This window comes from Pseudomonas jessenii (assembly GCF_002236115.1).
Classification (GTDB): Bacteria; Pseudomonadota; Gammaproteobacteria; order Pseudomonadales; family Pseudomonadaceae; genus Aquipseudomonas; species Aquipseudomonas jessenii.
In genome coordinates this window covers 376,780-399,541 of sequence record NZ_NIWT01000001.1, presented here as the reverse complement: position 1 = coordinate 399,541, position 22,762 = coordinate 376,780, and the positions used below count along the sequence as shown (strand labels likewise).

Annotated in this window: 19 protein-coding genes; 8 read left to right on the top strand and 11 right to left on the bottom strand. The window is 58.8% G+C overall.

Annotated features, from left to right (window positions below; genetic code table 11):
* Positions 1-13 precede the first annotated feature (13 nt).
* A complete protein-coding gene (locus PSJE_RS01830) occupies positions 14-208 on the top strand; it encodes a hypothetical protein (RefSeq protein WP_090455493.1) in 195 nt (64 codons plus the stop codon).
* 6 nt (positions 209-214) lie between these two features.
* Here the strand turns inward: PSJE_RS01830 and PSJE_RS30175 are convergent, their stop codons facing one another.
* The gene (locus PSJE_RS30175; RefSeq protein ID WP_139212700.1) at positions 215-436 is read right to left on the bottom strand and encodes a hypothetical protein; all 222 of its coding nucleotides are present in this window, start codon (positions 434-436) and stop codon (positions 215-217) included.
* Positions 437-635: 199 nt separating this feature from the next.
* Here PSJE_RS30175 and PSJE_RS01825 point away from each other — a divergent pair, with 199 nt between their 5' ends.
* The gene (locus tag PSJE_RS01825; RefSeq protein WP_057714641.1) at positions 636-818 is read left to right on the top strand and encodes a hypothetical protein; all 183 of its coding nucleotides are present in this window, start codon (positions 636-638) and stop codon (positions 816-818) included.
* A gap of 272 nt (positions 819-1,090) precedes the next feature.
* Here PSJE_RS01825 and PSJE_RS01820 read toward each other — a convergent pair whose 3' ends face one another.
* The 9 genes from PSJE_RS01820 to PSJE_RS01780 form a co-directional block, all read right to left on the bottom strand.
* Complete coding sequence (locus PSJE_RS01820; protein WP_057714639.1) at positions 1,091-1,696, bottom strand: transglycosylase SLT domain-containing protein; 606 nt, start codon at positions 1,694-1,696, stop codon at positions 1,091-1,093.
* Between the two features lie 265 nt (positions 1,697-1,961).
* Positions 1,962-3,557, bottom strand: a complete 1,596-nt coding sequence (locus PSJE_RS01815) for an MltF family protein (RefSeq protein WP_208601461.1) — start codon at positions 3,555-3,557, stop codon at positions 1,962-1,964.
* A gap of 161 nt (positions 3,558-3,718) precedes the next feature.
* A complete protein-coding gene (locus PSJE_RS01810; protein WP_090455496.1) occupies positions 3,719-4,453 on the bottom strand; it encodes an NAD(P)H-dependent oxidoreductase in 735 nt (244 codons plus the stop codon).
* 37 nt (positions 4,454-4,490) lie between these two features.
* Complete coding sequence (locus PSJE_RS01805; RefSeq protein ID WP_090455498.1) at positions 4,491-6,269, bottom strand: acyl-CoA dehydrogenase C-terminal domain-containing protein; 1,779 nt, start codon at positions 6,267-6,269, stop codon at positions 4,491-4,493.
* Positions 6,270-6,306: 37 nt separating this feature from the next.
* Positions 6,307-8,817 (bottom strand): efflux RND transporter permease subunit, encoded by a 2,511-nt coding sequence (locus PSJE_RS01800; protein ID WP_167362866.1) that lies wholly within the window; start codon positions 8,815-8,817, stop codon positions 6,307-6,309.
* A gap of 28 nt (positions 8,818-8,845) precedes the next feature.
* The gene (locus tag PSJE_RS01795) at positions 8,846-9,922 is read right to left on the bottom strand and encodes a WD40/YVTN/BNR-like repeat-containing protein (protein ID WP_090455499.1); all 1,077 of its coding nucleotides are present in this window, start codon (positions 9,920-9,922) and stop codon (positions 8,846-8,848) included.
* A 95-nt stretch (positions 9,923-10,017) separates the two neighbouring features.
* Positions 10,018-11,388, bottom strand: a complete 1,371-nt coding sequence (locus PSJE_RS01790; RefSeq protein WP_090455501.1) for a DUF1329 domain-containing protein — start codon at positions 11,386-11,388, stop codon at positions 10,018-10,020.
* Between the two features lie 35 nt (positions 11,389-11,423).
* Positions 11,424-13,328: a DUF1302 domain-containing protein gene (locus PSJE_RS01785; protein WP_090455503.1), complete on the bottom strand. Its 1,905-nt coding sequence runs from the start codon at positions 13,326-13,328 to the stop codon at positions 11,424-11,426.
* 621 nt (positions 13,329-13,949) lie between these two features.
* Positions 13,950-14,972 (bottom strand): AraC family transcriptional regulator, encoded by a 1,023-nt coding sequence (locus PSJE_RS01780; protein ID WP_090455505.1) that lies wholly within the window; start codon positions 14,970-14,972, stop codon positions 13,950-13,952.
* A 212-nt stretch (positions 14,973-15,184) separates the two neighbouring features.
* Between PSJE_RS01780 and PSJE_RS01775 the strand changes: the two genes are divergently transcribed.
* The 5 genes from PSJE_RS01775 to PSJE_RS01755 all read left to right on the top strand — a co-directional run bounded on the left by PSJE_RS01775 (position 15,185) and on the right by PSJE_RS01755 (position 21,040).
* Positions 15,185-16,240, top strand: a complete 1,056-nt coding sequence (locus PSJE_RS01775) for a beta-keto acid cleavage family enzyme (protein ID WP_090455507.1) — start codon at positions 15,185-15,187, stop codon at positions 16,238-16,240.
* A 132-nt stretch (positions 16,241-16,372) separates the two neighbouring features.
* Positions 16,373-17,641 carry an MFS transporter gene (locus PSJE_RS01770; protein ID WP_090455509.1) on the top strand — a complete coding sequence of 423 codons (1,269 nt, stop codon included), beginning with the start codon at positions 16,373-16,375 and terminating at the stop codon, positions 17,639-17,641.
* Between the two features lie 61 nt (positions 17,642-17,702).
* A complete protein-coding gene (locus PSJE_RS01765) occupies positions 17,703-18,029 on the top strand; it encodes a Rieske (2Fe-2S) protein (protein WP_090455511.1) in 327 nt (108 codons plus the stop codon).
* A gap of 19 nt (positions 18,030-18,048) precedes the next feature.
* Positions 18,049-19,746, top strand: a complete 1,698-nt coding sequence (locus tag PSJE_RS01760) for an AMP-binding protein (RefSeq protein ID WP_090455512.1) — start codon at positions 18,049-18,051, stop codon at positions 19,744-19,746.
* A 283-nt stretch (positions 19,747-20,029) separates the two neighbouring features.
* Positions 20,030-21,040, top strand: a complete 1,011-nt coding sequence (locus tag PSJE_RS01755; RefSeq protein ID WP_090455514.1) for a YeiH family protein — start codon at positions 20,030-20,032, stop codon at positions 21,038-21,040.
* Positions 21,041-21,101: 61 nt separating this feature from the next.
* Here the strand turns inward: PSJE_RS01755 and PSJE_RS01750 are convergent, their stop codons facing one another.
* On the bottom strand, positions 21,102-21,503 hold the full coding sequence (locus PSJE_RS01750; RefSeq protein ID WP_090455516.1) for a carboxymuconolactone decarboxylase family protein: 402 nt from the start codon (positions 21,501-21,503) through the stop codon (positions 21,102-21,104).
* Positions 21,504-21,625: 122 nt separating this feature from the next.
* On the opposite strand from PSJE_RS01750, the gene PSJE_RS01745 reads away from it, so the two are divergent.
* Positions 21,626-22,660, top strand: coding sequence for an AraC family transcriptional regulator (locus PSJE_RS01745; protein WP_090455517.1), 1,035 nt, complete (start codon positions 21,626-21,628; stop codon positions 22,658-22,660).
* Positions 22,661-22,762: the final 102 nt, after the last annotated feature.

The following is a 22,762-nucleotide window of genomic DNA, read 5'->3' as shown; positions in this document are numbered from 1 at the left end:
CAAGGAGGAACCCATGTCACTCAATCGTAGTGCTGAACAAACCTACCGCCAGTGGTCGACCCCGATCCTGTTGGAACTCAAGGAGCGAGAACATCAGATGAACCCGTCAGACCGCCAGGCCCTGGAAAACGTACTGCTGGAAAGAAGGCTGATCGATACCGGCAACCCGGCCGGCAGCGATCGCCGCAAGGCAGACCCGACGTCCTGAAAAGCATCAGGCAATCACGATCAAGATAGAAATAATGGAATAGAAAAAAACAAGGGCTTGCATCCGCTTTCGCTTGCAAGCCCTTGCTTTAGAGAATGCCCAATCGAACGCAAACACGGTTCCAACGTCTGAATCCCCCCCGCCGCCGTAAATCCATTTTTGATAATTATTAATTTCCAAACACTCCCCTCTATCGGCTTTAAATGTGCCAAGAGGAGGGTTAGCCATGGCAGGGCCCGCAGGTGACGTTTTTGACGAAAGCTTCGACTGCCATCAAAACCGCATTTGCAGAGGCTGACTTTCCTGAGCAGATTTACTGTTTTGTCCTGCGTCGTCACCCAGGCCACGCAGACAAACATTCACACACCGCACTTCGGTTTTCCCCGGTTCGAGACCAGGCTAAACCACCACATGGAGGGATTCCAGGATGCTGATAAAAATCGAGAAGGCGAGCAAACCGGAAGGCTGGAATGTATGGATGAACGCGTGGTGCGTTGAGTTTCGCAGCTACGCAGAGGCCTTGGCGTTCGTGATCAGATTGGAAGGCCGGATCAATGCACCTCACCCCTTGCCTATCAGCACCGCCAGACTTCTTTTGGAACAGGCTTGACCTCGCGACGCCATCACCGAGAGGCTATCCACGACGTCATATCCGTATTTATTAATCTGTCTTTGATAATTATTGATTTCGCTCGCCCCTCTCCCTCGGCTTTAAATATGCGTCGAGGGGGCGTTGGCCAAGGTGAGGTTTACAGGTGACACCTTTAACGGACGCTTCGAATACAGCCAGTCTGCTTTCGAGGAGGCCGACCTTCCTCACCATGTGTAATACTTTTCCCCGCATCTTCCCCCAGGAGATGCGGGGTTTTTTTCGTAAATGCGTTAAAACCACCCGCTACGATCATCTTCCAACTCTTGGCGACACACTTTAAGTTGAGCGTTGTAAATCTCTGACTGCTTTTGCACTTTCTGGGCAACCTGCATCAGCCAGGGTTTACTGCGATAGGTATTGCGGCTAAAGCCCCCACGCCCCTCGTGATAGGCCAGGTACTGATTGTAGGTGTCCCATTTGGAGATTCCGAGCTGACGTTGGGTGCCAGTGGTGTACCAACCGATAAACATGATCGCGTCGTCAAAACTGTCACGCGAACCACCGTTGCCCGTATTGTCCTTGTACTCACCCCACACCGGGTCTTGAGCCTGCGCATAACCGTAGGCCGAACTGACTCGCCCCCAGGGGATCACCCAGAGCAGGTAGTCACGAGGCGGCAATGCGTCCGCCACGTAACTGCTTTCCTGCTTCATGATCGCCATGGCCACATGCAGAGGCGTCCCATATTCACTCTGCATTTGCAGCGAATCCTCATACCAGTCGGGATACTCACGGTAAATACTGCAGAGATTGCCTTGGTCTTTTGGCGGCGTAGTCGTGCACCCCGTTAAAAACAGCATCAACAAAGCCAACAGCAGAACCTGTCCTTGTTTCATTCATTACCCTCAAAAATAAGGGCATAAGGTACCCTCCGTTTACTGCAAGGCGCCTGAGTCAGGCAGGTGCAGGCAAAAACGTCAGAAGACATCCAGCTTGATCGCGTCACCCTTATCGAGAGGCTTCTTTGTAAGTCCCTATTGCACGCAGGCTATCTGCTCTTGCTGCGCCTTATTGCCATTCAATGCGGTCCACGGAAACGTGGGTGATGCAGATATTCAGTTCGATGCTGTATCGAGCGATCTTTTGGAGCACATTGATACGTCAAGGAGCCTCTTTGCTCTGGTCTTTGAACTTCTGCGCAGCCTCACCTTTCGCCGCATTGGCTTGCATGATCAATTGGTAGGCAATGAAGTACTTGTAGATATTACTGACGTAGGTCACCGTCTCCGCACCGATCTTCTCGGCGACAACATACTCAACGTTATGGAACCAGACGTTCGGATCCAGTCCTCGCTTGGCGGCCTCTTTGCGAAGTTTGGAAATTCTGCCCGCCCCTGCATTGTAGGAAGCGAAGGCGAACAGGGCCTTGTCCAGTTTGGTCATGGGCTCCTTGTCATAGTACTGGTCGATCATCCAACGCATGTACTTGATCCCGGCGTTAATGTTTGGCTCGACTTCAGCAATGTTGCCGACGCCAAGTTCCTTGCCGGTGGCGGGCATGACCTGCATGACGCCAATGGCGCCCACCTTGCTCTTGGCTGCCTGATTCAGTTGAGATTCCTGGTACCCCTGGGCGGCCATCAGTAACCAGTCCACATCGTATTTGTCCCCGTACTGCTGGAAGTACTGAATCAATTCGATAAATTTCTTGCGTTCGGACTCGGAGACAGAGTCCTTCACATATTTTTCGTTTTTCAAGTAACGCGTCAGGATCATGTTCCCGGCTGTGCTCCCTTGGCCGTGGCGAGCAATGAAATCGTTGGTAGCGGCCTGGAGCTGCGGACTGCCCTTGCGCATCGCCCAGGCAATTTCGCCGCCGGTGCGTAAGGTGACCTCGTCATGCACCGTGATATCTGGGAACACTTTCTTCCAGAAGTCCGCTTTGTGCTTGTCCACGACGATGAGGGGAATCATGCCGGCGCTCAGCATCTCGATCAAATCCTCATCCTCCAAAGCCTCCGGTGCCTCCTTGAGAATGACCGCAGGTTTTTTCTCGTTGGCGAAGCGCTGGTTGAGGGACATCAGGCTCTCGTAATAACTGGAGGACTTGCGAACGAAGACCACCTTTCCCGCTAACTCGTCCACGTTGGCCACCGCGAGTGAGTCTGGACCGGATACCACTACTTCGCTGACGTTGCGATAGATCGGCGAGGAAAAATCAACCAGCGTCCTGCGCTCCTCAGTCACGGTGAGGTTAGACGCCGCAATATCGCCCCTGCCGGCAGTCAGCGCCGGCAGCAGTTCATCCCGAGCGACAGGAATGAACACCACCCGCACTTTCAGAGCCTTGCTCTTCAGCTTTTTATCCTTGGCCAGTTTCTTGTTCAGATCCTCCTCGAATACGCGAAAAAAGTCGTAAGTCGTACCGCGTTGGACTCCCCTATCGACAAAATAAAAAGTCTTGCTGTAGACCGTCAGGACCCGGATGACCCGTCGATCGATCATCCCGTCGAGATCTCCGGTCCACGGTACGCCCTCGGTCGAGATAGTGAGTTGCTCACGCGGCGGTGCCTGGGGGGACGACTCTGCCTCGGCTGCGGCATGGGTCGGGCCGGTGAAAAGAGCGAATACGAGCGCCGCAACGGCGTGGATGATCAGCGTTGATCGTGTAGGAGTACGGTGTGTTACCAGATCGCTCGCTCCCAACATGATCAGAGCTCCACGCGTTGCTTTCGCCTGACTTGCCAAGATGGCCAAGACCGTGCATCCAGAAGAACACAGCAAAGCCTAGTTCAGCGATGACTGCAGTTCCAGGCCTGGATGCCGGGTGCGCGAGATACTGAATGACGGCTTCTGGCTGTGGATTCAGCTTGATCAAGGGGAAAACCGCGTCTCTTCAGAGAGTCAGGCCCAAGGCATCACAAGGAGTAGGTGTCCGGTTTTACGGAAATGGGTTCGACGGGATAAAGCTGATCATCGAATTGGCTCAAGTTTGGGTACTCCATGGGTTCATCAGCATCGATATGCTCCAGGCGTTGGCGATAGCTGAGCAAAAAATCCTGTCGAGCTTCAGCACTGATGTACGGCACATGCCAACCGACAAAAGGCTTCAGCACCTCCAACCCGACATAGGCCAACGTCCCGCGCAAGAGCGGGCGCAACATGTCTTCCAGGGGACCATGGATCGCACCCTCGCCGAACATATGTTCGCGCCCGCCCAACGTAACAGTCACCAGTGCTTTTTTACCGCTCAGACCGCCCTGGTCGTAGAACCGTTTACCGCCATAGCAGATGCCGGACACCAGAACCCGATCAATCCAGCCCTTGAGGATGGCCGGCGTCGAGAACCAGTAGATCGGAAAGTTGAGGATCAGCAGGTCCGCCCACAAGAGCTTGTCCAGCTCTTGCTGGATATCGGCGGCGAGCGTCTGCTCTTTGCAGTTGCGTCGTTGTTCGAGTGCGTAAACCAGATACTCGGGATTCTCTCTGACGCAGAAGTCCTCGGCACTGGCCACCGGGTTCCAGTTCATCGCGTACAGGTCGGATACCTGGACCTGATGTCCTTGCGCCTGCAAGGTCTCTACCGCTTGGTCGCGCAGCGCAGCGGTAAAGGATTTCGGCTCGGGATGGGCATGCACGATTAAAACGTTCATGGGGTTTCCTTGAAATTTGATTGATTCGTTCGCCATGTCAGAATTGATCGGCATCCAGCAGGTACAGGCTTTCGCTACCGGCCTTGACCGAAGCGGCCAAGGAGTGGACCCGAGGCAACAGACGAGCGAAGAAGAAGCGCGCAGTCCCCAGTTTGGTCCGGTAAAAGACGTCCTGGTCCTGCCTCAACAGCGCGGTACGTGACATCAGCGCCCACATGTACGCGTAAGCGGTATAGCCGAATACGTGTAGGTATTCGACTGACGCCGCGCCGATTTCATTCGGGTTGGATTTCGCCCGATCGAGCAACCACGCGGTCAGTTCGTCGAGGGTCTTCACGGCATCGTTCAGCGGCCTGGTGAACTCGGCCAGGTCAGCGCTGGCCGTTGCGGTAAATTGTCGAATTTCGTCAGCGAACAGGTTGTAGTACGCCCCGCCGCTACCGAGCACTTTACGACCCAGCAGGTCGAGTGCCTGGATACCGTTGGTGCCTTCGTAGATCTGGGTGATGCGGCAGTCGCGGATCAGCTGTTCCTGACCCCACTCACGGATAAAACCGTGACCGCCGAAGATCTGCTGTCCGTGCACCGTGGTTTCCAGGCCCATATCGGTGAGGAACGCCTTGGCCACCGGCGTCAGCAGAACCACCCGTTCTTGCGCGCGTTGGCGGCTGACGGCATCTTCGCTGTATTTTGCGCTATCGAGTTGCAGGGCTACGTAGCTGGAGAACGCGCGACCGCCTTCGTTCAACGCTTTCATGGTCAGCAACATGCGGCGCACGTCCGGGTGCACGATGATCGGATCGGCGACCTTGTCCGGGTCGACCGGGCCGGTTGGCGCACGGCTCTGGATTCGGTCGCGGGCGTATTCGACGGCGTTCTGATAGGAGCGTTCACCGAGGGACAGGCCCTGGATCCCGACGCCCAGGCGTTCGTAGTTCATCATGGTGAACATCGCCGCCAGGCCTTTGTTCGGCGCATCGATGATGTAACCGGTGGCGCCGTCGAAATTCATCACACAGGTGGCCGAGGCCTTGATGCCCATCTTGTGCTCGATCGAACCGCAGGACAGGCTGTTGCGTTCACCCAACGCGCCGTTGGCATCGACCATGAGTTTCGGCACCAGGAACAGCGAAATGCCTTTGGGACCTGGCGGAGCATCCGGCAGTCTGGCCAACACCAGGTGAATGATGTTTTCGGTGAGGTCGTGCTCACCGCCGGTGATGAAGATCTTGGTGCCGCTGACCTTGTAGCTGCCGTCGGCTTGTGGCTCGGCCCTGGTGCGGATAATGCCCAGGTCGGTACCGGCGTGTGGCTCGGTCAAGCACATGGAACCGGCCCAGACACCGGCATACATGTTCGGAAGGTAGGTCGCTTTCAGCGCTTCGCTGCCATGGGCATTGATCGACAGGCAGGCGCCGGCGGTCAGCATCGGATACAGGCCGAATGACAGGTTGGCCGAATTAAGCATCTCTTCGACCTGGGCGGTAATTACCTTGGGCATGCCCATGCCACCGAACCGGTCGTCGCCACCGACGCTGGTCCAGCCGCCAGCGGCGTAGGCCTGGTAGGCCTCGGGGAAGCCCCTCGGGGTTTGCACCGCGCCGTCGATCCAGGAGCAGCCTTCTTCGTCGCCGCTGCGGTTAAGCGGGGCAATGGTACCGGCGATGGCTTTGCCGGCTTCTTCGAGAATAGCGCTGGCGGTGTCTTCGTCCACCACGTTGGCCAGGGCTGGCAGTTGCGCCCAAAGCCTGGAAACTTCGAACACTTCATTGAGAACGAAGCGCATATCGCGCAGGGGTGCTTTGTAGTCAGCCATGATGAAATCGCTCGCTTGGAAATTGGACAGTACACATTCAGGATTTGCCATTGCCGACAGAGTAGTGAGGCTTGAGGGCTACGACTTGACCTTGCGGGACAACCGTTTCCTTGCGGCGCCGATCGCCGTTCAGAAGGAAATACGACAGCGCCGGAATCAGGATCAACGCCCCGAGCATGTTCCACAGGAACATGAAGGTCAGCAGGATGCCCATGTCGGCCTGGAACTTGATGGGTGACCAGACCCAGCACACCACGCCGGCCGCCAGGGTGATGCCCACCAGTCCCACCACCCGGCCGGTGAAGGCCACGGCATTGCGGTAGGCATCCGACAGCGACAGGCCCTGGCGTTGGTACTGCAGTTGCACGCTGAGCAGGTACAAGGCGTAGTCCACACCGATCCCCACCCCGAGGGCGATGACCGGCAAGGTCGCGACTTTCACGCCAATGCCCATGGCCACCATCAAGGCCTCGCAGAGGATCGAGGTCAGCACCAGCGGCAACAGCGCCACCAGCGTGGCGCGCCAGCTGCGGAAGGTGATCAGGCAGAACAGCGTCACCGCCGCATACACGTACAGCAGCATGGTGCGGTTGGCTTCGCGCACCACGATGTTGGTCGCGGCCTCGATCCCGGCGGTACCGGCGGCGAGCAGGAACTGGCGATCGTCGCTGCTGTTTTCCTTGGCGAACTGGTCGGCGATGGCCACCACGGCATCGAGGGTTTCAGCCTTGTGATCCTTGAGGAAGGTGATCACCGGCATCAGCGAGCAGTCGGTATTGAACAGCTCCGGGGCATTGACCGAGGCTTGCTGGGCGGCGTAGTTCAACACGTTCTGGTTGCGCTGAATGTTGTTGAGCTTGGGGTTACCTTCGTAGGTGCCGGCGGTGATCTGCCGTATTGCATTGACCAAGGACACGGTGGTCTGCACTCCCGGATGCTGTTGCAGCTTCCAGGCCAGGCGGTCGGCGAGCACCAGGGTCTTGTAGTCCAGGCAGCCTTCCGGCGCGGTCTTGATCATCACTGCAAACTGATCGCTGGACAGCGCGTAGTGGCTGGTGATGTAGGCGTTGTCGCGGTTATAGCGCGAGTCCGCGCGCAGCTCCGGCGCACCGCTGTCGAGGTCACCTATTTTCAGTTGCAGGCTGACCACGAAACCACCGACACCCAGCAACAGCGCCACCAGCACGGTGCCGGTGGCCCACTTGCGCGTGGTGAAACGGTCGAGCAAGTCCCACAGTTTGCCGAAGCCTTTGTGGTGTTCGGCGCGGTTGTCGATTTTCAGCGCACGCTCGGCGGCTTTCGCGCCCACACCGACATAGGACAGCGCCACCGGCATCAGCAACAGCGAGGTGAAGATCAGCACCGCGACGCCGATGCTGGCGGTGATCGCCAGGTCCTGGATCACCGGGATATCGATCAGCATCAGCACCGCAAAGCCCACAGCATCGGCCAGCAACGCGGTGACGCCAGCGATGAACAGACGGCGGAAGGTGTAGCGTGCGGCGATCAGCTTGTGGGTGCCACGAGCGATGTCCTGCATGATGCCGTTCATCTTCTGCGCCGCGTGGGACACGCCGATGGCGAAGATCAGGAACGGCACCAGCACCGAGTACGGATCGATGGCGTAACCGAGCCAGGCGACGATGCCCAGTTGCCAGACCACCGCGACCAGCGAACAGCCAACCACCAGCAGGGTGCTGCGCACGCAACGGGTGTAGGCGTAGATGATGACCAGCGAAGTGACGACCGCCAGGCCGAAGAACATAATCACTTGAATGAGGCCGTCGATCAGGTCGCCCATCAGTTTGGCGAAACCGATGATCCGAACCTTGTACTTGCCCGTGCCCTCCTCCCCAGCCTTGTGCAAGGTGCCGCTGGCGAACTCGATCTTGTCGCGCAAGCGCTCTTCGAGCAGCCGGGAAAATTCGTGGTAGTTGATGCTCTGGCCAGTGGCAGAGGCCTTGTCCAGCAGTGGCACGATGAGCATGCTCGACTTGAAATCACTGGCTACCAGGCTGCCGACGATACCGGCACGGTTGATGTTCTGGCGCAGTTGCTCAATGTCCGATGCAGAACCCTGATAACTGTCAGGCATCACCGGGCCGCCCTGGAAGCCTTGTTCGGTGACTTCGGTCCAGCGCACAGCCGAACTCCACAACGATTTCATCCAGGCACGATCGACGCCCTGCATGAGAAACAGTTCGTCATTGACCTGTTTGAGAACCGTCAGGTAGTGCGGATCGAAGATGTCGCCCTGGGTGTTTTCCACCACCACCCGCACCGAGTTGCCCAGACCGCGCAGCGACTGGCGGTTCTCCAGGTAATTCTGGATGTAGGGCTGGCTCTGCGGAATCATCTTTTCGAAGCTGGGACGCAGTTCCAGGCGCGTCACGGCCATGTAACCCAGCACCACCGTAGCCAGCGCCATCAGCAGCATGAACAGCGGGCGATGATTGAACACCAGCCGCTCCAGCAGATTGCCGGAGCGCCGGTCGAAGTCCAGCAGTTCGCGGATCACCGGCATGGTGTCTTGTTTCAAATTGCCCATGTCTAGGTACTCACTCTGATTCTTTTAATTATTCGACAGGCAGCGTACGCACACCCCGGCCACCGACCAACACCAGCGCACCATTGGCGGCCAATGCGGCTCCGGCTACCGGTGTCTGTTGGGCCTGCGGTATCAATTGCAGCGGGGCATTGCCCCCTCGGCTCAAGAGCATGTGCCCGGCCTGGGTGAACAACCGGAAATGGCCGTCGGCGTCCAGCGTGGCAGCGGTGATGCTGACTTGCAGGCCACTGTCGAGCCGGGTCCAGGTGAGCCCGCCATCGGCGCTGCGAAACACATGACCGCGCAGGCCATAGGCGAGGACTTCGCCAGGCTGGCCGACCACACCGAAAAAGCTGCCTTGATAAGGTGTCTGCAGTGCCATGAAACGCTGGCGGGCGTCATCCCATTTGAGCAGCAGGCCTTGTTCGCCGGCGATGTAGAGCGCATCGCCTGTGGAGGTGATCGCATTGAGGTGAAACCCTTGCGGGTTGTCGGTGCGGTCCTGGAACGGGACCCAGTTCTTTCCACCGTCTTCGGTACGCAGGATCAGGTTGAATACCCCGACCGCATAACCGAGCTTGTCGCTGGCGAACCAGACGTCGAGCAATGGTTTGTCGGCGCCCTCCTCGATCAGCCGCCGGCCTTCGGCTGCCAGCAGCGGCCATTGCTCGTTCTGCGGCTCGGCATTGGCCAAGGCGCTGTAGTGTTTGAGCATCAACTCGCCGATCTGCCGGCCATCGAGCTGCTTGCTCCAGGTGACGCCGGCATCGCTGCTGTGCAGCACCACACCGTCATTGCCGACCGCCCAGCCTTGGGTTGCCGAAGGAAAACTCACCGCCGTGAGATCGGAGCTGACCGGTACTGCAGCCTGCTGCCAGCGCAGGCCGGCATCATCGGAATAGAGAATGTGCCCGCGCTGCCCCACCGTGACCAGACGCTGTCCGGCATGGGTAATGGCTAGCAAGGGGCTGCGCTGCACCAATGCACTGGATTGGGCGGGCAGATCGAGCACATCGACATAGGTCGATGCCTGCACGCCGCCCTGCAGCAACGCCAGCAGCGTGCCCAGCGCGAGAAGCGCGTTTGTCTTGTTGCAGGAGCCCATATGGCGCCCTCATGAAAAAAAGGCGCCGGTGTGTACACGCGTACAACCCGGCGCAAAAGCTGCGCGATCAGAAATCGGCAGTAGCGACGGAGCTGTTATCGGATGCCGGCACCGGCCAACGATTCCGGTGACCACTGGGTCTTGCTCAGCGCCTCGCTGTACTTGATGCCGCCGTATGGACCTGGAAAGCCGACGGCGCTGTAGGTGCCACCGATCAGGTCATAGCTCAAGTACGGCGAGGCATCCGGCACCTGTTGGTCGTAGCTTTGGCTGAGAAAGGTGTAGACGCCGCGGTAGAGCTGGCCGTTCGCATCGTATTGGTCTGATGCCAGTGCGACCCAACTGTCCTCATCCAGATAGAAGCGGCGCTTGGCGTAAATGTGCCGAGCGCCCGGCTTGAGGGTCGCCTCGACTACCCACACCCGATGTTTTTCCCAGCGAACGAACTCGGGAGCCAAATGGTTGGGAGTCATCATCGGCTTCAAATCGTTCTGATAGGTCACACGGTAAGTGTTGTACGGAACGATCATTTCCTGCTTACCCACCAGCTTCCAGTCAAAGCGGTCCAGCGCACCGTTGAAGACGAAGGAGTCGTCCCACGTCGAGGCGCCAGCGCTGCCCGGGTTAGGCGTGTCGTAGGCCAGGCTCGGCGCCAGCTTCACGCGGCGCTGCCCCGGCAGGTATTGCCAGCCACGGCGAGGTTGCTCCAGCGGGTTGACCGCATCGCGCACCAGCACAGCTTCACCGGCACGACGGGCGGGACCGGTGAAGGCCAGCTTGATCTGGTAATAGGTGTCCGCGGCGGCGAGCGGTTTGGACAGGTCGTCATAGGCGGCATAGTTGATCTGTGCGATGCCGGTCGTGGCCAGGCTGGCGACACCGGCGGAATCGACGTTCCAGTTGTCGTACTTGCTCTGGATATTGACGCCCTGATAGCGCAGCAAGTGGTTCCAGATCGCCTCGGCACCTGTCTTGGGGATCGGGAATGGAATGCCTGGCAGCGCGTTTTCGATGGAATTGCCGCCTTCGGTGGAGCGCGTCGCGGTGGCATTTTTCACCGTGTTGTCCAGCACGCCTTTAGGCAATGCGGCTGTGCGGTGGGTCGGGAAAACCTCGATCCGAAAGCTCGGGTAACGCTTGGCCAACTCGGCGGTCACTGCGGTCAACTGGCCCTTGTATTGATCCACGTTCTTGCCGTCGATCACCAGCAGTGGCTTTTCAGAAGCGAACGGATCGGGGCGCAATTTGTCACCCGCCTTGAAGCTGGCCGGCGGGGTGGTCAAGCCCCCCTGGTACGCAGGGATGGTACCGTCGGCATTACCGGCTTTCTCGGCGCCGACCTGGGTCAACTGGTTCCCCAGTTTCGCAGCTTCGGAGGCATCGACGGCGGCGTGGGCAGGCCCGGCAAGGGGCATAGCCAGGGAAGCGGCCAGGGAGGCGGCCATCAGGGTATAGGCGAATTTCATCTTATTGTTCTCCTGCTTTCGCGAGGCTGGGTGAATCAGAAGGTGGTTTTCAGGGTCAGGTAAACGGCACCCCGATCCTCGGTGGCACCGGAGCCGGAGGCGGAAGCAAGACCGCCCGCAAAGCAGGTGTAACGCTGCGTGCCGTCAAGGGCGTTAGGGGTCGAACCATCGGTTGCGCCGTCGTCGCAGTTGGTGGTTTTCCCGAAGGCGTCGACGTACTTGAGGTCTACGTAATACTTGTTGTAGACGGCAGCGCTCACCCCGACGGCGTAGTTGCCGGCATCTTCCGCACCGCCCGCCACCACCGGTGAAACGCCGTCGATACCGACGTTGACCGACAGCGGAGCGCTCAGGTCCACACCGGGAAACACCTGGTACCAGGTCGGCGTGAAGTTGACGGCAATGCCCCAGTTGTCCCGGGTAGGTTTGTCGATACCGCGATAAGTGTCTTCGCCCTTGTAGAGCGCCTTGTTTTTGCTATCGAGGCTCAACAGATTGCTGTAATACAGCTCGCCCAACAGGGTGGCCGAATCGAACAGCGGCGTATCAGCGATAGCGACCAGGCCGTTGATGGTCCAGTGCAGCGTGTTGCCAGTGGCGGCCAGGCTGTCACCGTCGCGCGGCACATCGGTGATGACGCCGGTGCCCGGACTACGCGCCGGCAGCAAGCCAAGACCGGCCTGCAACCCACCAGGACCTGCGGCGCTGATAATCGCCGGAATGCTTGCCAGAGGCATGTTGTGGCGAATGTTCAAATCGCTGCCGATGCTGACACCGCCCACTTCCTTGGACAGGCTCAGACCGTAGATATCGATGTCATCGCCATAGGCGAATTCATAGGTGGTGGTACCGATCGAGTTACGCAGCCCTCCCACACCGCCCACACTGGTCAAGCCTCGCGTATCGAGGACAGCTTGCGGGAGGATGTCCGAGGTTTTTCGATAGTAGGCACCCAGCGTTCCGTCCAGCCACTCGGGTGACCATTTGAGCATCAGGCCCCAGTCACCCTGATTGTCCGGGGTGTAGTCGTGGCCGCGTCGAACGGTAGTCAGCGTACCGTTCGGCCCCGCCAGTCCGGCACCGCCGGTATGTCCCAGCAGGAATGACTGAGCGCCGAAACCCACTACGTCGGACCCACTGTAGTAAGTCCCGGCCTCGGGCAAGCGCGCGCCTTCCCAATCAAGAAAATACTGGGCGCCGAAGGTCAGTTCGGGGTTGAGGGTAAAGGTCGTGGAAATCTGGTTGCGCGGAACGAACAGTTCCTTGGCTTCGGTGCCGGGCGATGCGGCCGCCTTGGCCAAGTCGAGGGACGCCTGGCCATAGCTCAGCGAATGCACCGGACTGAGTACCGTCTCGCCCCAGAACACGTTGTGCTGGCCAGCCTTGATACCCAGCAGGGACTCTTCGCCAACCTGGGTGTTGTAGAACACGAAGGCATCGAGGACTTCACCGGACGGCCCGCTGTAGTAACGCTGGGCATAGTTGCTCAGGTGCGGGCTGCCGAAAATGGCCGGTGCCGCCGGACGTCCGCCAAACCCGGAGATCGACGAAAATTCATCGTTGCCATTCACGAACGGGTTGGAGTTCGAACCGGTATTTTCATAAGCCTTGTCGTACCAACTGGCGGTGCTGACACGAAAGCCCATTTTGCTTTGGTAGACCACATCCAGTTCGGACAACAGGTCGACACGGTTGGTTATGTTAGTGCCGGCCTTGCGGAAGTTGTAATCACCGTCGTTGCTATTGGGCGTGCCCAGAATGCGCTTGTCGGCACTTTCCGTACGCACGCCATAGTTGTACTTGACGGTGTTGTCGAAACGGACGGACCAGTCTTCGCTGCCAGTATCCAACTCGAAAGCGTGGGCGGCCGGCAGGCTCGATGCCAGGATAGCCGTGGCGAGCAGTTGGCGTCGCGCAGACAGGAGGTTACGACTCTTCATCGGGTGATACACCTTTATTGTTTTTGTTGTGGCTTGACGTCAGACCTGGCGGGCGTGCTCCTGCCTGCAGCTAACGACGGGTAATAGGGGCTCGTGCTACGGGTGGGTAAGCGCTGGTCCCGGAACTCACTCTAAGAGCCCGGCTTCGATCCGGATTGACTTGTCGGGGCATCGGTTTGACATTTCGGGACGCCGGACAGACGGTCCGGAAAAAACGGTGAGGCCGGCCGGTCGGCCGCCTCGCGTTGGCTTTTGCTTTGCTTTTGCTTTTGATCTTCTTGCCCCCTCGAGAGGCCGAGTGGAGGTTCTGCGCAGTGGGCAACCCGGCATGGATGCCGGGTTAGCCGCGTACGGCCATGGATGGCCGATCGCGGCGGGCCCACGGAGCAGGACCGGAGCGAGGGAATGCCGAGCCTTGGCGAGGCACCGAACGAAAGGGGCAAGAGCCCTTGGTTACTTGGGGCTTTTCCAAGTGACTCGCCGTAAGGGCGAAACCCTAAGCCGCCTTTACCGCAGCAATGGATATGTACTCCGTCGACAAACAATAAGTCGGCTGTCAGGCCGCCTTCGCTGCGATGCGGCGACCCGACAAGCCAGCTCCTACAGCGGGATATCGACCGGTCAGGTAGAAGAATCGCTGTCGACCTGTTTGCTGCGGTTGCGCCATTCCCGTGGCGCACATCCGAATTCAGCGCAGAACCAGCGCGTGAATGAAGTTGGAACCGTATAACCGAGCATCATGCCCACACGCTGCAGCGAATAGTTCCTGTTTTCCATGTAGCGTAAAGCCAGTTCGCGACGTACCGCGTTGAGCAGCGCGGAAAATGTCAGGCCCACTTCGTCAAGTTCACGTTGCAGGGTTCGCACGCTGACCGCTTGTGCATAGGCAACCTGATGGATAGTGGCGCGTCCGACCGGCATCAACAGATAGATTGCCTTGCGCACATCGAAAATCACCGAGCGTTCATTGGCGCCTTCCATCGAGTCCATGAACTGACGCGCATAACCGACCATCGCCAGGTCGGCCTGTGGATTGAGTTGATCAATGTCTTCTTTACTGCAGACGATGCCATCGAACTCGGCGTCGAACACCACCCGGCAACGAAAGAACCGCGTGTGTTCATGCTGGCTTGCCGGCGCTTCATGGCAGAAATGGACACTCTGCGGATTCCACTGGCTGCCCATGACCGATTTGCACGTACGGTGCAGAATTCCAATGGCCAATTCGGTGGCTTGTCGCTTGGGCACGCCCGCCTCTGCCATGACCTCCTCCCGGATCAGCACCATCTTGCCCACCGTTTCCAGGTTCATGGCCAGCGTCCGATTAAGCAGGTGCCGATACTCGATACTGGTCAGCAACATATCCCGCAGCGTGCGCTGATGACTGAGCAGCAAACTGACGACTCCGATATCCGACATGCGCCGGGCTTCTGCCATGCGCAGGCCAAAGGTCGGGCACGATGAATGATCCGCAGAACTCTCCAGCAGCTTGAGCGCCGCCTCCAGCGGCAGTAGGGATTCCGGGTCGCTGAGCATGTTTGGCGTCAGGCCGACGCCACGCAGCATTTCGTCCGGATTCAGGCCAAGCGTCTGCGCCACCTCCATGTAGTGCTTGAGCGTTGCAGCTCTTACGAACGCTCCCATCTCATCTCCTCTTAGTGGCCGACCGCAATCGGCTATGCCTGCAATCGATTATATGGCAGCGATTGATGACACCACTGTTCCTGGCACGAAATGAAAGGTTTTTGGCACGTGATGAGAAGTTTTCACCTGCCAGCTACCTCAAAGTAAAGCCATGCACCAAACAACATCAGTGTTTTTGAAAGCACAAAAACAACAACAGATTGGAGTCACGCATGAACTTTCTCGACGGATCCCTGCACCCGGAAAATCAACAAAAGCTCGTCATCACCGTTGCTCCCTACGCTCCGGAGTGGATGCCTTCGGACTTCCCGGAAGACATCCCTGTCACCATGGCAGAGCAAGTGCAGATGGCGGTTGATTGCTATAACGCCGGCGCCACTGTGCTTCACCTGCATGTCCGTGAGCTCGATGGCAAAGGCTCCAAGAGACTGTCCAAGTTCAATGAACTGATCGCCGGCGTACGTGAAGCGGTACCGGACATGATCATTCAGGTCGGTGGCTCGATTTCCTTCGCCCCGGAGGGTGATAGCGACGTCGCCAAATGGCTCTCCGATGACACCCGCCACATGCTTGCCGAACTCTCGCCCAAACCCGACCAGGTGACGATTGCCATCAACAGCAACCAGATGAACATCGTCGAACAGATGTGCGAAGCCGATCTTGCCGGCACCAGCATAGCCACGCCAGAGATCTATCGCGCCTACCGCGAAATGACGATTCCGGCCGGCCCGGAATGGGTCGAGGAGCACATCAAGCGACTCTCGGCCAGTGGCATTCAAACGCAATTCCAGCTCGGCAACATCCCGTCGTTCGAAACGGTCGAGCGCATGATGCGCCGCGGCGTCTGCAATGTTCCGTTGGTCCTGACCTGGGTGGCGATTGGTGGTGGTTCCGACGCCCCCAATCTCTACAACCTGGCGAACTTCGTGCGTGCCTGTCCAGACGGCGCCGTACTGACCCTGGAAACCGCCATGCTCAATGTCTTGCCGCTGAACGTGATGGCGATTGCCATGGGGATGCATGTGCGTTGCGGCACCGAGGACAACCTCTGGACCCAAGGCCGCGATCGCAAGATGAGCAATGTCGAGCAGATCGAGCAACTGGTGCGCATTTCCAGGGAAATGGGTCGCGAAGTGGCCAATGGCAAGGAGGCCCGCGAGATCTACAAGATCGGCACGTTCTACAAGGACGCCGATCAGACGCTGGCCGAGAACGGCTTCGCGCCGAACCGCAAGGCCGGTCAGAAAGGCTTCACCCAATTCGGCTGAGTCGAACCTTGCGAGGCGCACGCTTGCAGTACCGGCGTGCGCCCCGCAAAGCCCCGCTACACGTCATTTCAAGAGCTGCGAATTGAACGCGGCCGTAACAAGAGGAAAGACACCGTGACTTTGCATGCTCCAATGGAAGTACGCAGTGACACCTGGCGACGTGTCGCAAGGCCCTACGCCTGGGTGGTCTTCGCCCTGACCTTCGGACTGCTGCTGTCTGACTTCATGTCGCGGCAGGTGCTGACGGTGGTTTTTCCGCAGCTCAAGGCCGAGTGGGGCCTCTCCGATTCCGAGCTTGGCGCGCTTTCCAGCGTCGTCGCCATTGCCGTCGGTGTGCTGGCCTTTCCGTTGTCGTTGGTCGCCGATCGCCTGGGACGCATCCGCAGTCTGATTCTCATGGCGGCGGTCTGGAGCCTGGCGACCCTGATGTGCGGTTTTGCCTCCAACTATCAGGAAATGTTCGTGGCGCGCTTCTTCATCGGCCTCGGTGAAGCGGCCTATGGCAGCGTCGGTCTTGCTGTGGTGCTGAGCATCTTTCCACCGCAACAACGGTCCACGGTCACGGGGGCCTTCCTGGCCGGGAGCATGGTGGGTTCCGTGCTCGGCATTGGCCTGGGTGGAGTCCTGGCGACCCATTTTGGCTGGCGTGCGTCTTTTGTTGGCATGGCCATCTATGGCATTGCACTGACGGCGGTGTACGCGCTGGTTGTACGGCCTGGACGCATCGAATCGCCTCGCCCGAGCGCGGGCTCGAGTCTGACCAGGGCTCATCCTCCGCTCAGCAGCCTGTTTTCGACGTCTTCGGTGCTGAGCATCTATATCGGCAGCGGCCTACAGCTGTTCACGATCGGCGCCTTGCTGACGTGGTTGCCCAGCTATTTGAATCGTGTCTACGACATGCCGCTGACGAACGCCGGTGCCGTCGCCGCCATCTTCATGCTCTGCACGGCGGTCGGCATGCCATTGTGCGGCGCCATCGCCGACCGGCTTTGCAACGGCTCACCAACGCGCAAGATCAGGCTGACCATGGGCTACTGCCTGCTGTGCAGCGCGCTGTTGACCGTGGCCTTTCAGATGCCTGCAGGCATGGCGCAGTTGGTCATGATCGGCCTGGCGATGTTCGTTGGCGGTGGCATCGTCGGCCCCTCCGGCACCATGGTCGCCGACCTGACGCCACCTGCCCTTCACAGCACCGCAATGGCCACACTGGCCATTGCAAACAATCTATTGGGCATGGCCCCCGGTCCCTTCGTCACTGGCTTGCTCGCCGATCGCATTGGCCTAGCGTCGGCCCTGCAACTGCTGCCATTGGCGGGCGTTGCTGCCGCGTTGGTGCTGATGGTGGGTGTTCGCAACTATTGCTCTGATCTTCAGCGCATATGCCCTCAACCTTGTTCCTGATCCGGCGGCATAACAAGCGCAAGTCGCCGACCAAGCCCTGCCAAAATCTGGAGGCAAAATCATGACGCATACCCTGGATGTGCCCGGCTCTGTTGATCTGGGCACAGGGAAACGCGCTCGCGTGCAATCCGATGGCGTCGATATCGCGTTGTTCAACATCGATGGTCAGATTTACGCCATCGACGACAGTTGCCCCCACAACGGCGCCTCGCTGTTGTTCGGCAAACTCGACGGTCGCTTCGTGCGATGCCCCGCCCATGGGCTGAGCTTCGACCTTGCCAATGGCTGCATGCGCGGTGGTGGCATGAACGTGCGTGCCTATCCGGTAGAGGTCGTCGAGGACCGCATTCGTATCACTCTGCCCACCCCCATCACCAGCCACCTATAACTTCAATAGCAGGTTGATCATGACCACACCCTTCACTCCTCCTCGTCATTGGCAACAGAGTTACGACGCCCGCGTACCCACCGATATCAACCCCGACGCCTGTCCTACGGTCGTCGCCATGGCAGAAGCGGCAATGCAGCGTTATGCCAGCCATACAGCATTCCGCTGCTTCAATCGTTCACTCAGTTATGCCGATGTAGACAAGCAGTCATGCGCATTTGCCGCCTACCTGCAGCACCTCGGCGTGCAACGCGGGGATCGTATCGCAGTCATGTTGCCCAATATTCCGGCATTTCCTGTCGCCATGTTCGGCATCCTCCGGGCCGGTGCAGCCCAGGTTAATGTCAACCCGATGTACACCCCGCAGGAGCTCTTGCACCAGCTCAATGACGCCGGGGTCCAGACCATTGTCATCATCGCCAGTGCCCTCCCTACGCTGGAGTCGATACTGGTCAGCACAACAATCAGAAAAGTCATCGTGGTACACCCTGGCGACACCCTGGACGGGCTAGTGGCGACTAGTGAGACCGATATCAAGTCATCGCCGGGATTTCCGTTGACGCGTTTCGTCGATGCCCTGCGCGAGGGCGGCACGATGCAGTTCAAACCGGTCGAGCTGACCGGCGACGACTTGCTCTTTCTGCAGTACACCGGTGGTACAACGGGTCCCTCAAAAGGTGCCGCCCTGTCTCACCGCAATCTGGTCGCCAACATCATGCAGGCGCGCGCTTTTCTGCCTGATATGTTCGACACGGACGGTGACAACGTGGTGGTCACGGCGCTACCGCTGTTCCACGTTTTCGCTCTGACGATCAATCTGCTGATCTGCTTTTCGGCTGGGGCCGAGAACTGGCTGATCCCCGATGCACGCAATAGCGATGATCTGGTCGACACGCTGATCAGAGCCCGACCAACGCTGTTGACGGGGGTCAATACACTGTATGGCGCGCTGGTCCGCCACCCGCGCATTGGTGAAGTGGATTTCTCGCGCCTGCGACTGGCCATTGGCGGCGGTGCAGCGGTACTGCCCGCAACCTCGACGCAGTGGAAGAACATCACCGGTCAGGAAATCCTCGAAGGCTACGGCCTCTCCGAGACGTCGGCCATTTTGTGTCTGAACGTCATGGGGCAGAGCAATTTCTCGGCGGCAGTGGGTTTGCCTTTGCCTTCGACCGACATCGTGTTGCTCAAGGACGATGATCAACCTGCCACGCTCGGCGAGGCAGGAGAAATTTGCGCCAAGGGTCCCCAGATAATGTCCGGTTACTGGCAAAAACCCTCTGCCAATGCCAAGGCGTTTACCGCCGATGGTTACTTTCGCACCGGCGACATCGGCATTTTTGCCGCGGACGGTTTACTCAAGATCGTCGATCGCAAAAAGGATTTGATCATTGTCTCGGGCTTCAACGTTTACCCCAACGAGGTGGAGGTAGTTGTTGCCAATTGCACAGGTGTCAGCGAATGCGCCGTTATCGGTATGCCGGATGAGCGCAGTGGTGAATCCGTCTACCTGTATGTCGTCAAGGCCGCGAATGCCGCGCTCGATGAAGCCATGCTGATCGAGCACTGCCGCGCGCACCTTGCGGCCTACAAAGTGCCCCGACAGGTGCGGTTCCTGACGGCGCTGCCCAAGTCCACAGTGGGCAAGATATTGCGTAGGGACTTGCGCGTACTCGCGACTGCGGGCTGTTCGACTGAAACGACCCTGGTCAGTTGAACGACTCTACGCCAAGTCCGTAGCGCCCTGCTCAACCCGGCAATCCCGTGGGCGAATTCGCCTCCAGCGGATACCGGGTTGAGGCGGCCGCCCTCACCGAGTTTGCCCCCCCCCCCATTCGCCACCTATCGCCCGGTAACGCGGGTGACAGCGGGAATTTGGCATCAATTGAAAGGTCGTTGGCATCAAATGAGAAGTTTTCCAGCGACCATCTCCTTAGAGTAAATCATGTGCCGCACTGGCACCTGCCCACCCATGGCATCGCCTGCGAGGACATCACTCAATGAGCCCAGTCGCTCTCGTCAATATTCACACCCGTGCACTCGACCTTGCGCCAGGTTTTTTCGTCAGCGTAATCGTTGCCATAGCGGCGACTTTCCTCTCCGAGCACTATGGCGCACCGGTGATGTTATTCGCGTTGCTGCTCGGTATTGTGATGAATTTTCTGGCCGGTGATGGCAAGTGCAAGGCCGGTATCGAGTTCACCGCGCGCACTGTCCTGCGCCTCGGTGTAGCCCTGCTGGGGATGCGCATTACGCTGGAGCAGATTGCGACGCTGGGCTGGAAGCCCGTGGCATTGGTGGTGATCGTGGTGGTCGCGACCATTGCGGTTTCGGTGGTGGCGGCCAAGGTCTTGGGCTTCAAACGCATCTTCGGCATGCTCACCGGTGGTGCCACGGCTATCTGCGGTGCCTCAGCGGCACTGGCCCTGGCTGCCGCCCTGCCCAACCATCCGCAAAAGGAGCGCGCTACCCTGTTCACCGTGATCGGCGTGTCGGCGCTGTCCACTGTGGCGATGATCGTCTACCCGATGATCGCGAACGGGCTTGCCTTGTCGCCGCAGGACGCCGGCGTGTTTCTGGGCGCGACCATCCATGATGTCGCCCAAGTGGTGGGTGCCGGTTACAGCATGTCCACCGAGACTGGCGACACCGCCACCGTGGTCAAGTTGATGCGCGTGGCCATGCTTCTGCCGGTCATCCTCTGCGCCACGCTGATCACTCGTGCGCAGGGCGCGGACGCCACTGGCAAGCGCCCTCCGCTTCTTCCCATGTTCGCCGTCGGTTTTCTGGCCCTGGCCTGTATCAACAGCACCGGCTGGATCGCACCGGCGGTGCAAGGCTTCGTCAACGAGCTGTCGCGCTGGTGCCTGGTGATCTCCATCAGCGCCTTGGGCATGAAGACTCAGCTCAAGGAACTCGCCACGATCGGCATCAAACCGATTCTGCTGATGGTGGGGGAAACGGTGTTTCTGGTTGCACTGGTGCTGCTGTTGCTGCATTGGGGGCTGTAAAGCGTGGATAGGCGAAGGCCAATCCGGCCTTCGCATCAGAGCGAAAGGTGTCGTGATGAATTCAGAAGGTGCCTTGTATCGGCCCGTCGTCGACCAGTCTTTTTGCTTCCTCAACGAGGATCGGAGCGCCGAGCGCCATGCTGTGAATGCCCAGTATCGAGGTCAGCTGCAGCACCGCCAGGATTTCCTCGACGGTGACGCCCAGCTCCAGTGCCTTGCGGATGTGGCGACGCACGCCCGGGGCATACATATGGGTGCAGGAGGCATCGACGGCGATGGCGATCAATTCGAAGGTCTTGGGGTCCAGAATCCCCTTGCGGATTGGGTGTGTGGCCATGCCGAGAAACTTTTCCACCCACTCGGCGTCCAGCTCGGCCAGGGAGTCCCAGGCAGGATTCCAGTTGCCGGCATCACGCATGGCATCGCAGGTAGGGGTGCCGGTTTGGGTCTGGTCTTCATTCATCTGCAGTTCCTCAAGGTTGAGTGGTTGCTATCAACTCTAAGCATTCCAATGCCACCTGTATTGACTCCAGGGGGCACAGGCATGACATCTCGGGACACATGCAACGCAGGGGTAAATCCTCAATGAAAGGTCTTGTTCGAAGTGCCAGTCTCACCAACTACGCGGAAATTGCTCGCTCATTGAACGTCGAGCCCATGCAGCAATTGCGTCTTGTTGGTCTTGATCCGTGCTGCTTGCTGCAGCCGGACCTGAAAATTTCCATCGAAGCGGTGGCGCGGTTGCTGAACAGTTCGGCGCGTGAGGCCGGCGTGGAAGATTTCGGCCTGCGCATGGCAGAAAGTCGCAAAGTCTCCAATCTCGGGCCCCTGGCGCTGTTGTGGCGTGAACCAACCCTTCGCTCAGCCTTAAAGGCGTTGCAGGAATTTCTCTGTCTGCATAATCAGGGTTTAGTGCTGGATATCGAAGAAAGCGGCGGCATCGCGGTATTACGACTTGAGCTGGTGACGGTCAGCCACTTGTTTGTGCGCCAGTCTGTAGAGTTGGCGGTAGCGGTTACCCACCGACTGCTGAAGACCTTGCTGGGCAACCACTGGCATCCTTCAGCAGTCTGCTTCCGACACTGCGCTGCGCTGGACGATAGCCGACATCAGCGTGTGTTCGGTACCGCGGTACAGTTCAACTGTTTGATGGACGGCATTATCTGCCGCAGCAGCGATCTCGACAGAGCCCTGCCCAGTGCCGACCCGGAAATGGCCCGCTACGTGAATCAGTATCTGAAAAGCATTCGCGAGGATTCCAGGGAAGCCCTGCTGGCACAAGTGCAACAGATGATCTGGACGCTGCTGCCCACTGGACGCTGCTCAGTGGAGCAAGTGGCGGCCCAGTTGGGACGTGACAGACGGACGCTGCATCGGCAGCTGACGCGGGAGGGTGAGACGTTTTCTTCGCTACTGGATCAGGTACGCAGGGAACTGGCGACGCGTTACCTGGCCAACCCCCATCATCCCTTGAGCGAGATTGCTGGTGTGCTGGGTTTTTCCGAACTGAGCGCCTTCTCCCGCTGGTTCAGCCGGCTCTTCGACTGCAGTCCATCGTCCTGGAGAACCCAGCCCTCCCCGGCCCACTCAAGAAAGTCGATACCTCAGTTATTCAATTAAAGGATACCCGAATGACACCCACCATAAGGAGATAGCTTGCGCTTCAAACTGACGTGAGATCATGTACTAACCTCGTAGGTCGACTTCACCATGCCGCACCAG

Coding starts and splice junctions, on each gene's coding strand:
- PSJE_RS01785 (WP_090455503.1), bottom strand. CDS start 13,328: ATGAAGAGTCGTAACCTCCTGTCTGCGCGACGCCAACTGCTCGCCACG.
- PSJE_RS01755 (WP_090455514.1), top strand. CDS start 20,030: ATGAGCCCAGTCGCTCTCGTCAATATTCACACCCGTGCACTCGACCTT.
- PSJE_RS01795 (WP_090455499.1), bottom strand. CDS start 9,922: ATGGGCTCCTGCAACAAGACAAACGCGCTTCTCGCGCTGGGCACGCTG.
- PSJE_RS01825 (WP_057714641.1), top strand. CDS start 636: ATGCTGATAAAAATCGAGAAGGCGAGCAAACCGGAAGGCTGGAATGTA.
- PSJE_RS01765 (WP_090455511.1), top strand. CDS start 17,703: ATGACGCATACCCTGGATGTGCCCGGCTCTGTTGATCTGGGCACAGGG.
- PSJE_RS01770 (WP_090455509.1), top strand. CDS start 16,373: ATGGAAGTACGCAGTGACACCTGGCGACGTGTCGCAAGGCCCTACGCC.
- PSJE_RS01750 (WP_090455516.1), bottom strand. CDS start 21,503: ATGAATGAAGACCAGACCCAAACCGGCACCCCTACCTGCGATGCCATG.
- PSJE_RS01790 (WP_090455501.1), bottom strand. CDS start 11,388: ATGAAATTCGCCTATACCCTGATGGCCGCCTCCCTGGCCGCTTCCCTG.
- PSJE_RS01805 (WP_090455498.1), bottom strand. CDS start 6,269: ATGGCTGACTACAAAGCACCCCTGCGCGATATGCGCTTCGTTCTCAAT.
- PSJE_RS01775 (WP_090455507.1), top strand. CDS start 15,185: ATGAACTTTCTCGACGGATCCCTGCACCCGGAAAATCAACAAAAGCTC.
- PSJE_RS01760 (WP_090455512.1), top strand. CDS start 18,049: ATGACCACACCCTTCACTCCTCCTCGTCATTGGCAACAGAGTTACGAC.
- PSJE_RS30175 (WP_139212700.1), bottom strand. CDS start 436: ATGGCTAACCCTCCTCTTGGCACATTTAAAGCCGATAGAGGGGAGTGT.
- PSJE_RS01830 (WP_090455493.1), top strand. CDS start 14: ATGTCACTCAATCGTAGTGCTGAACAAACCTACCGCCAGTGGTCGACC.
- PSJE_RS01810 (WP_090455496.1), bottom strand. CDS start 4,453: ATGAACGTTTTAATCGTGCATGCCCATCCCGAGCCGAAATCCTTTACC.
- PSJE_RS01820 (WP_057714639.1), bottom strand. CDS start 1,696: ATGAAACAAGGACAGGTTCTGCTGTTGGCTTTGTTGATGCTGTTTTTA.
- PSJE_RS01745 (WP_090455517.1), top strand. CDS start 21,626: ATGAAAGGTCTTGTTCGAAGTGCCAGTCTCACCAACTACGCGGAAATT.
- PSJE_RS01800 (WP_167362866.1), bottom strand. CDS start 8,817: ATGGGCAATTTGAAACAAGACACCATGCCGGTGATCCGCGAACTGCTG.
- PSJE_RS01780 (WP_090455505.1), bottom strand. CDS start 14,972: ATGGGAGCGTTCGTAAGAGCTGCAACGCTCAAGCACTACATGGAGGTG.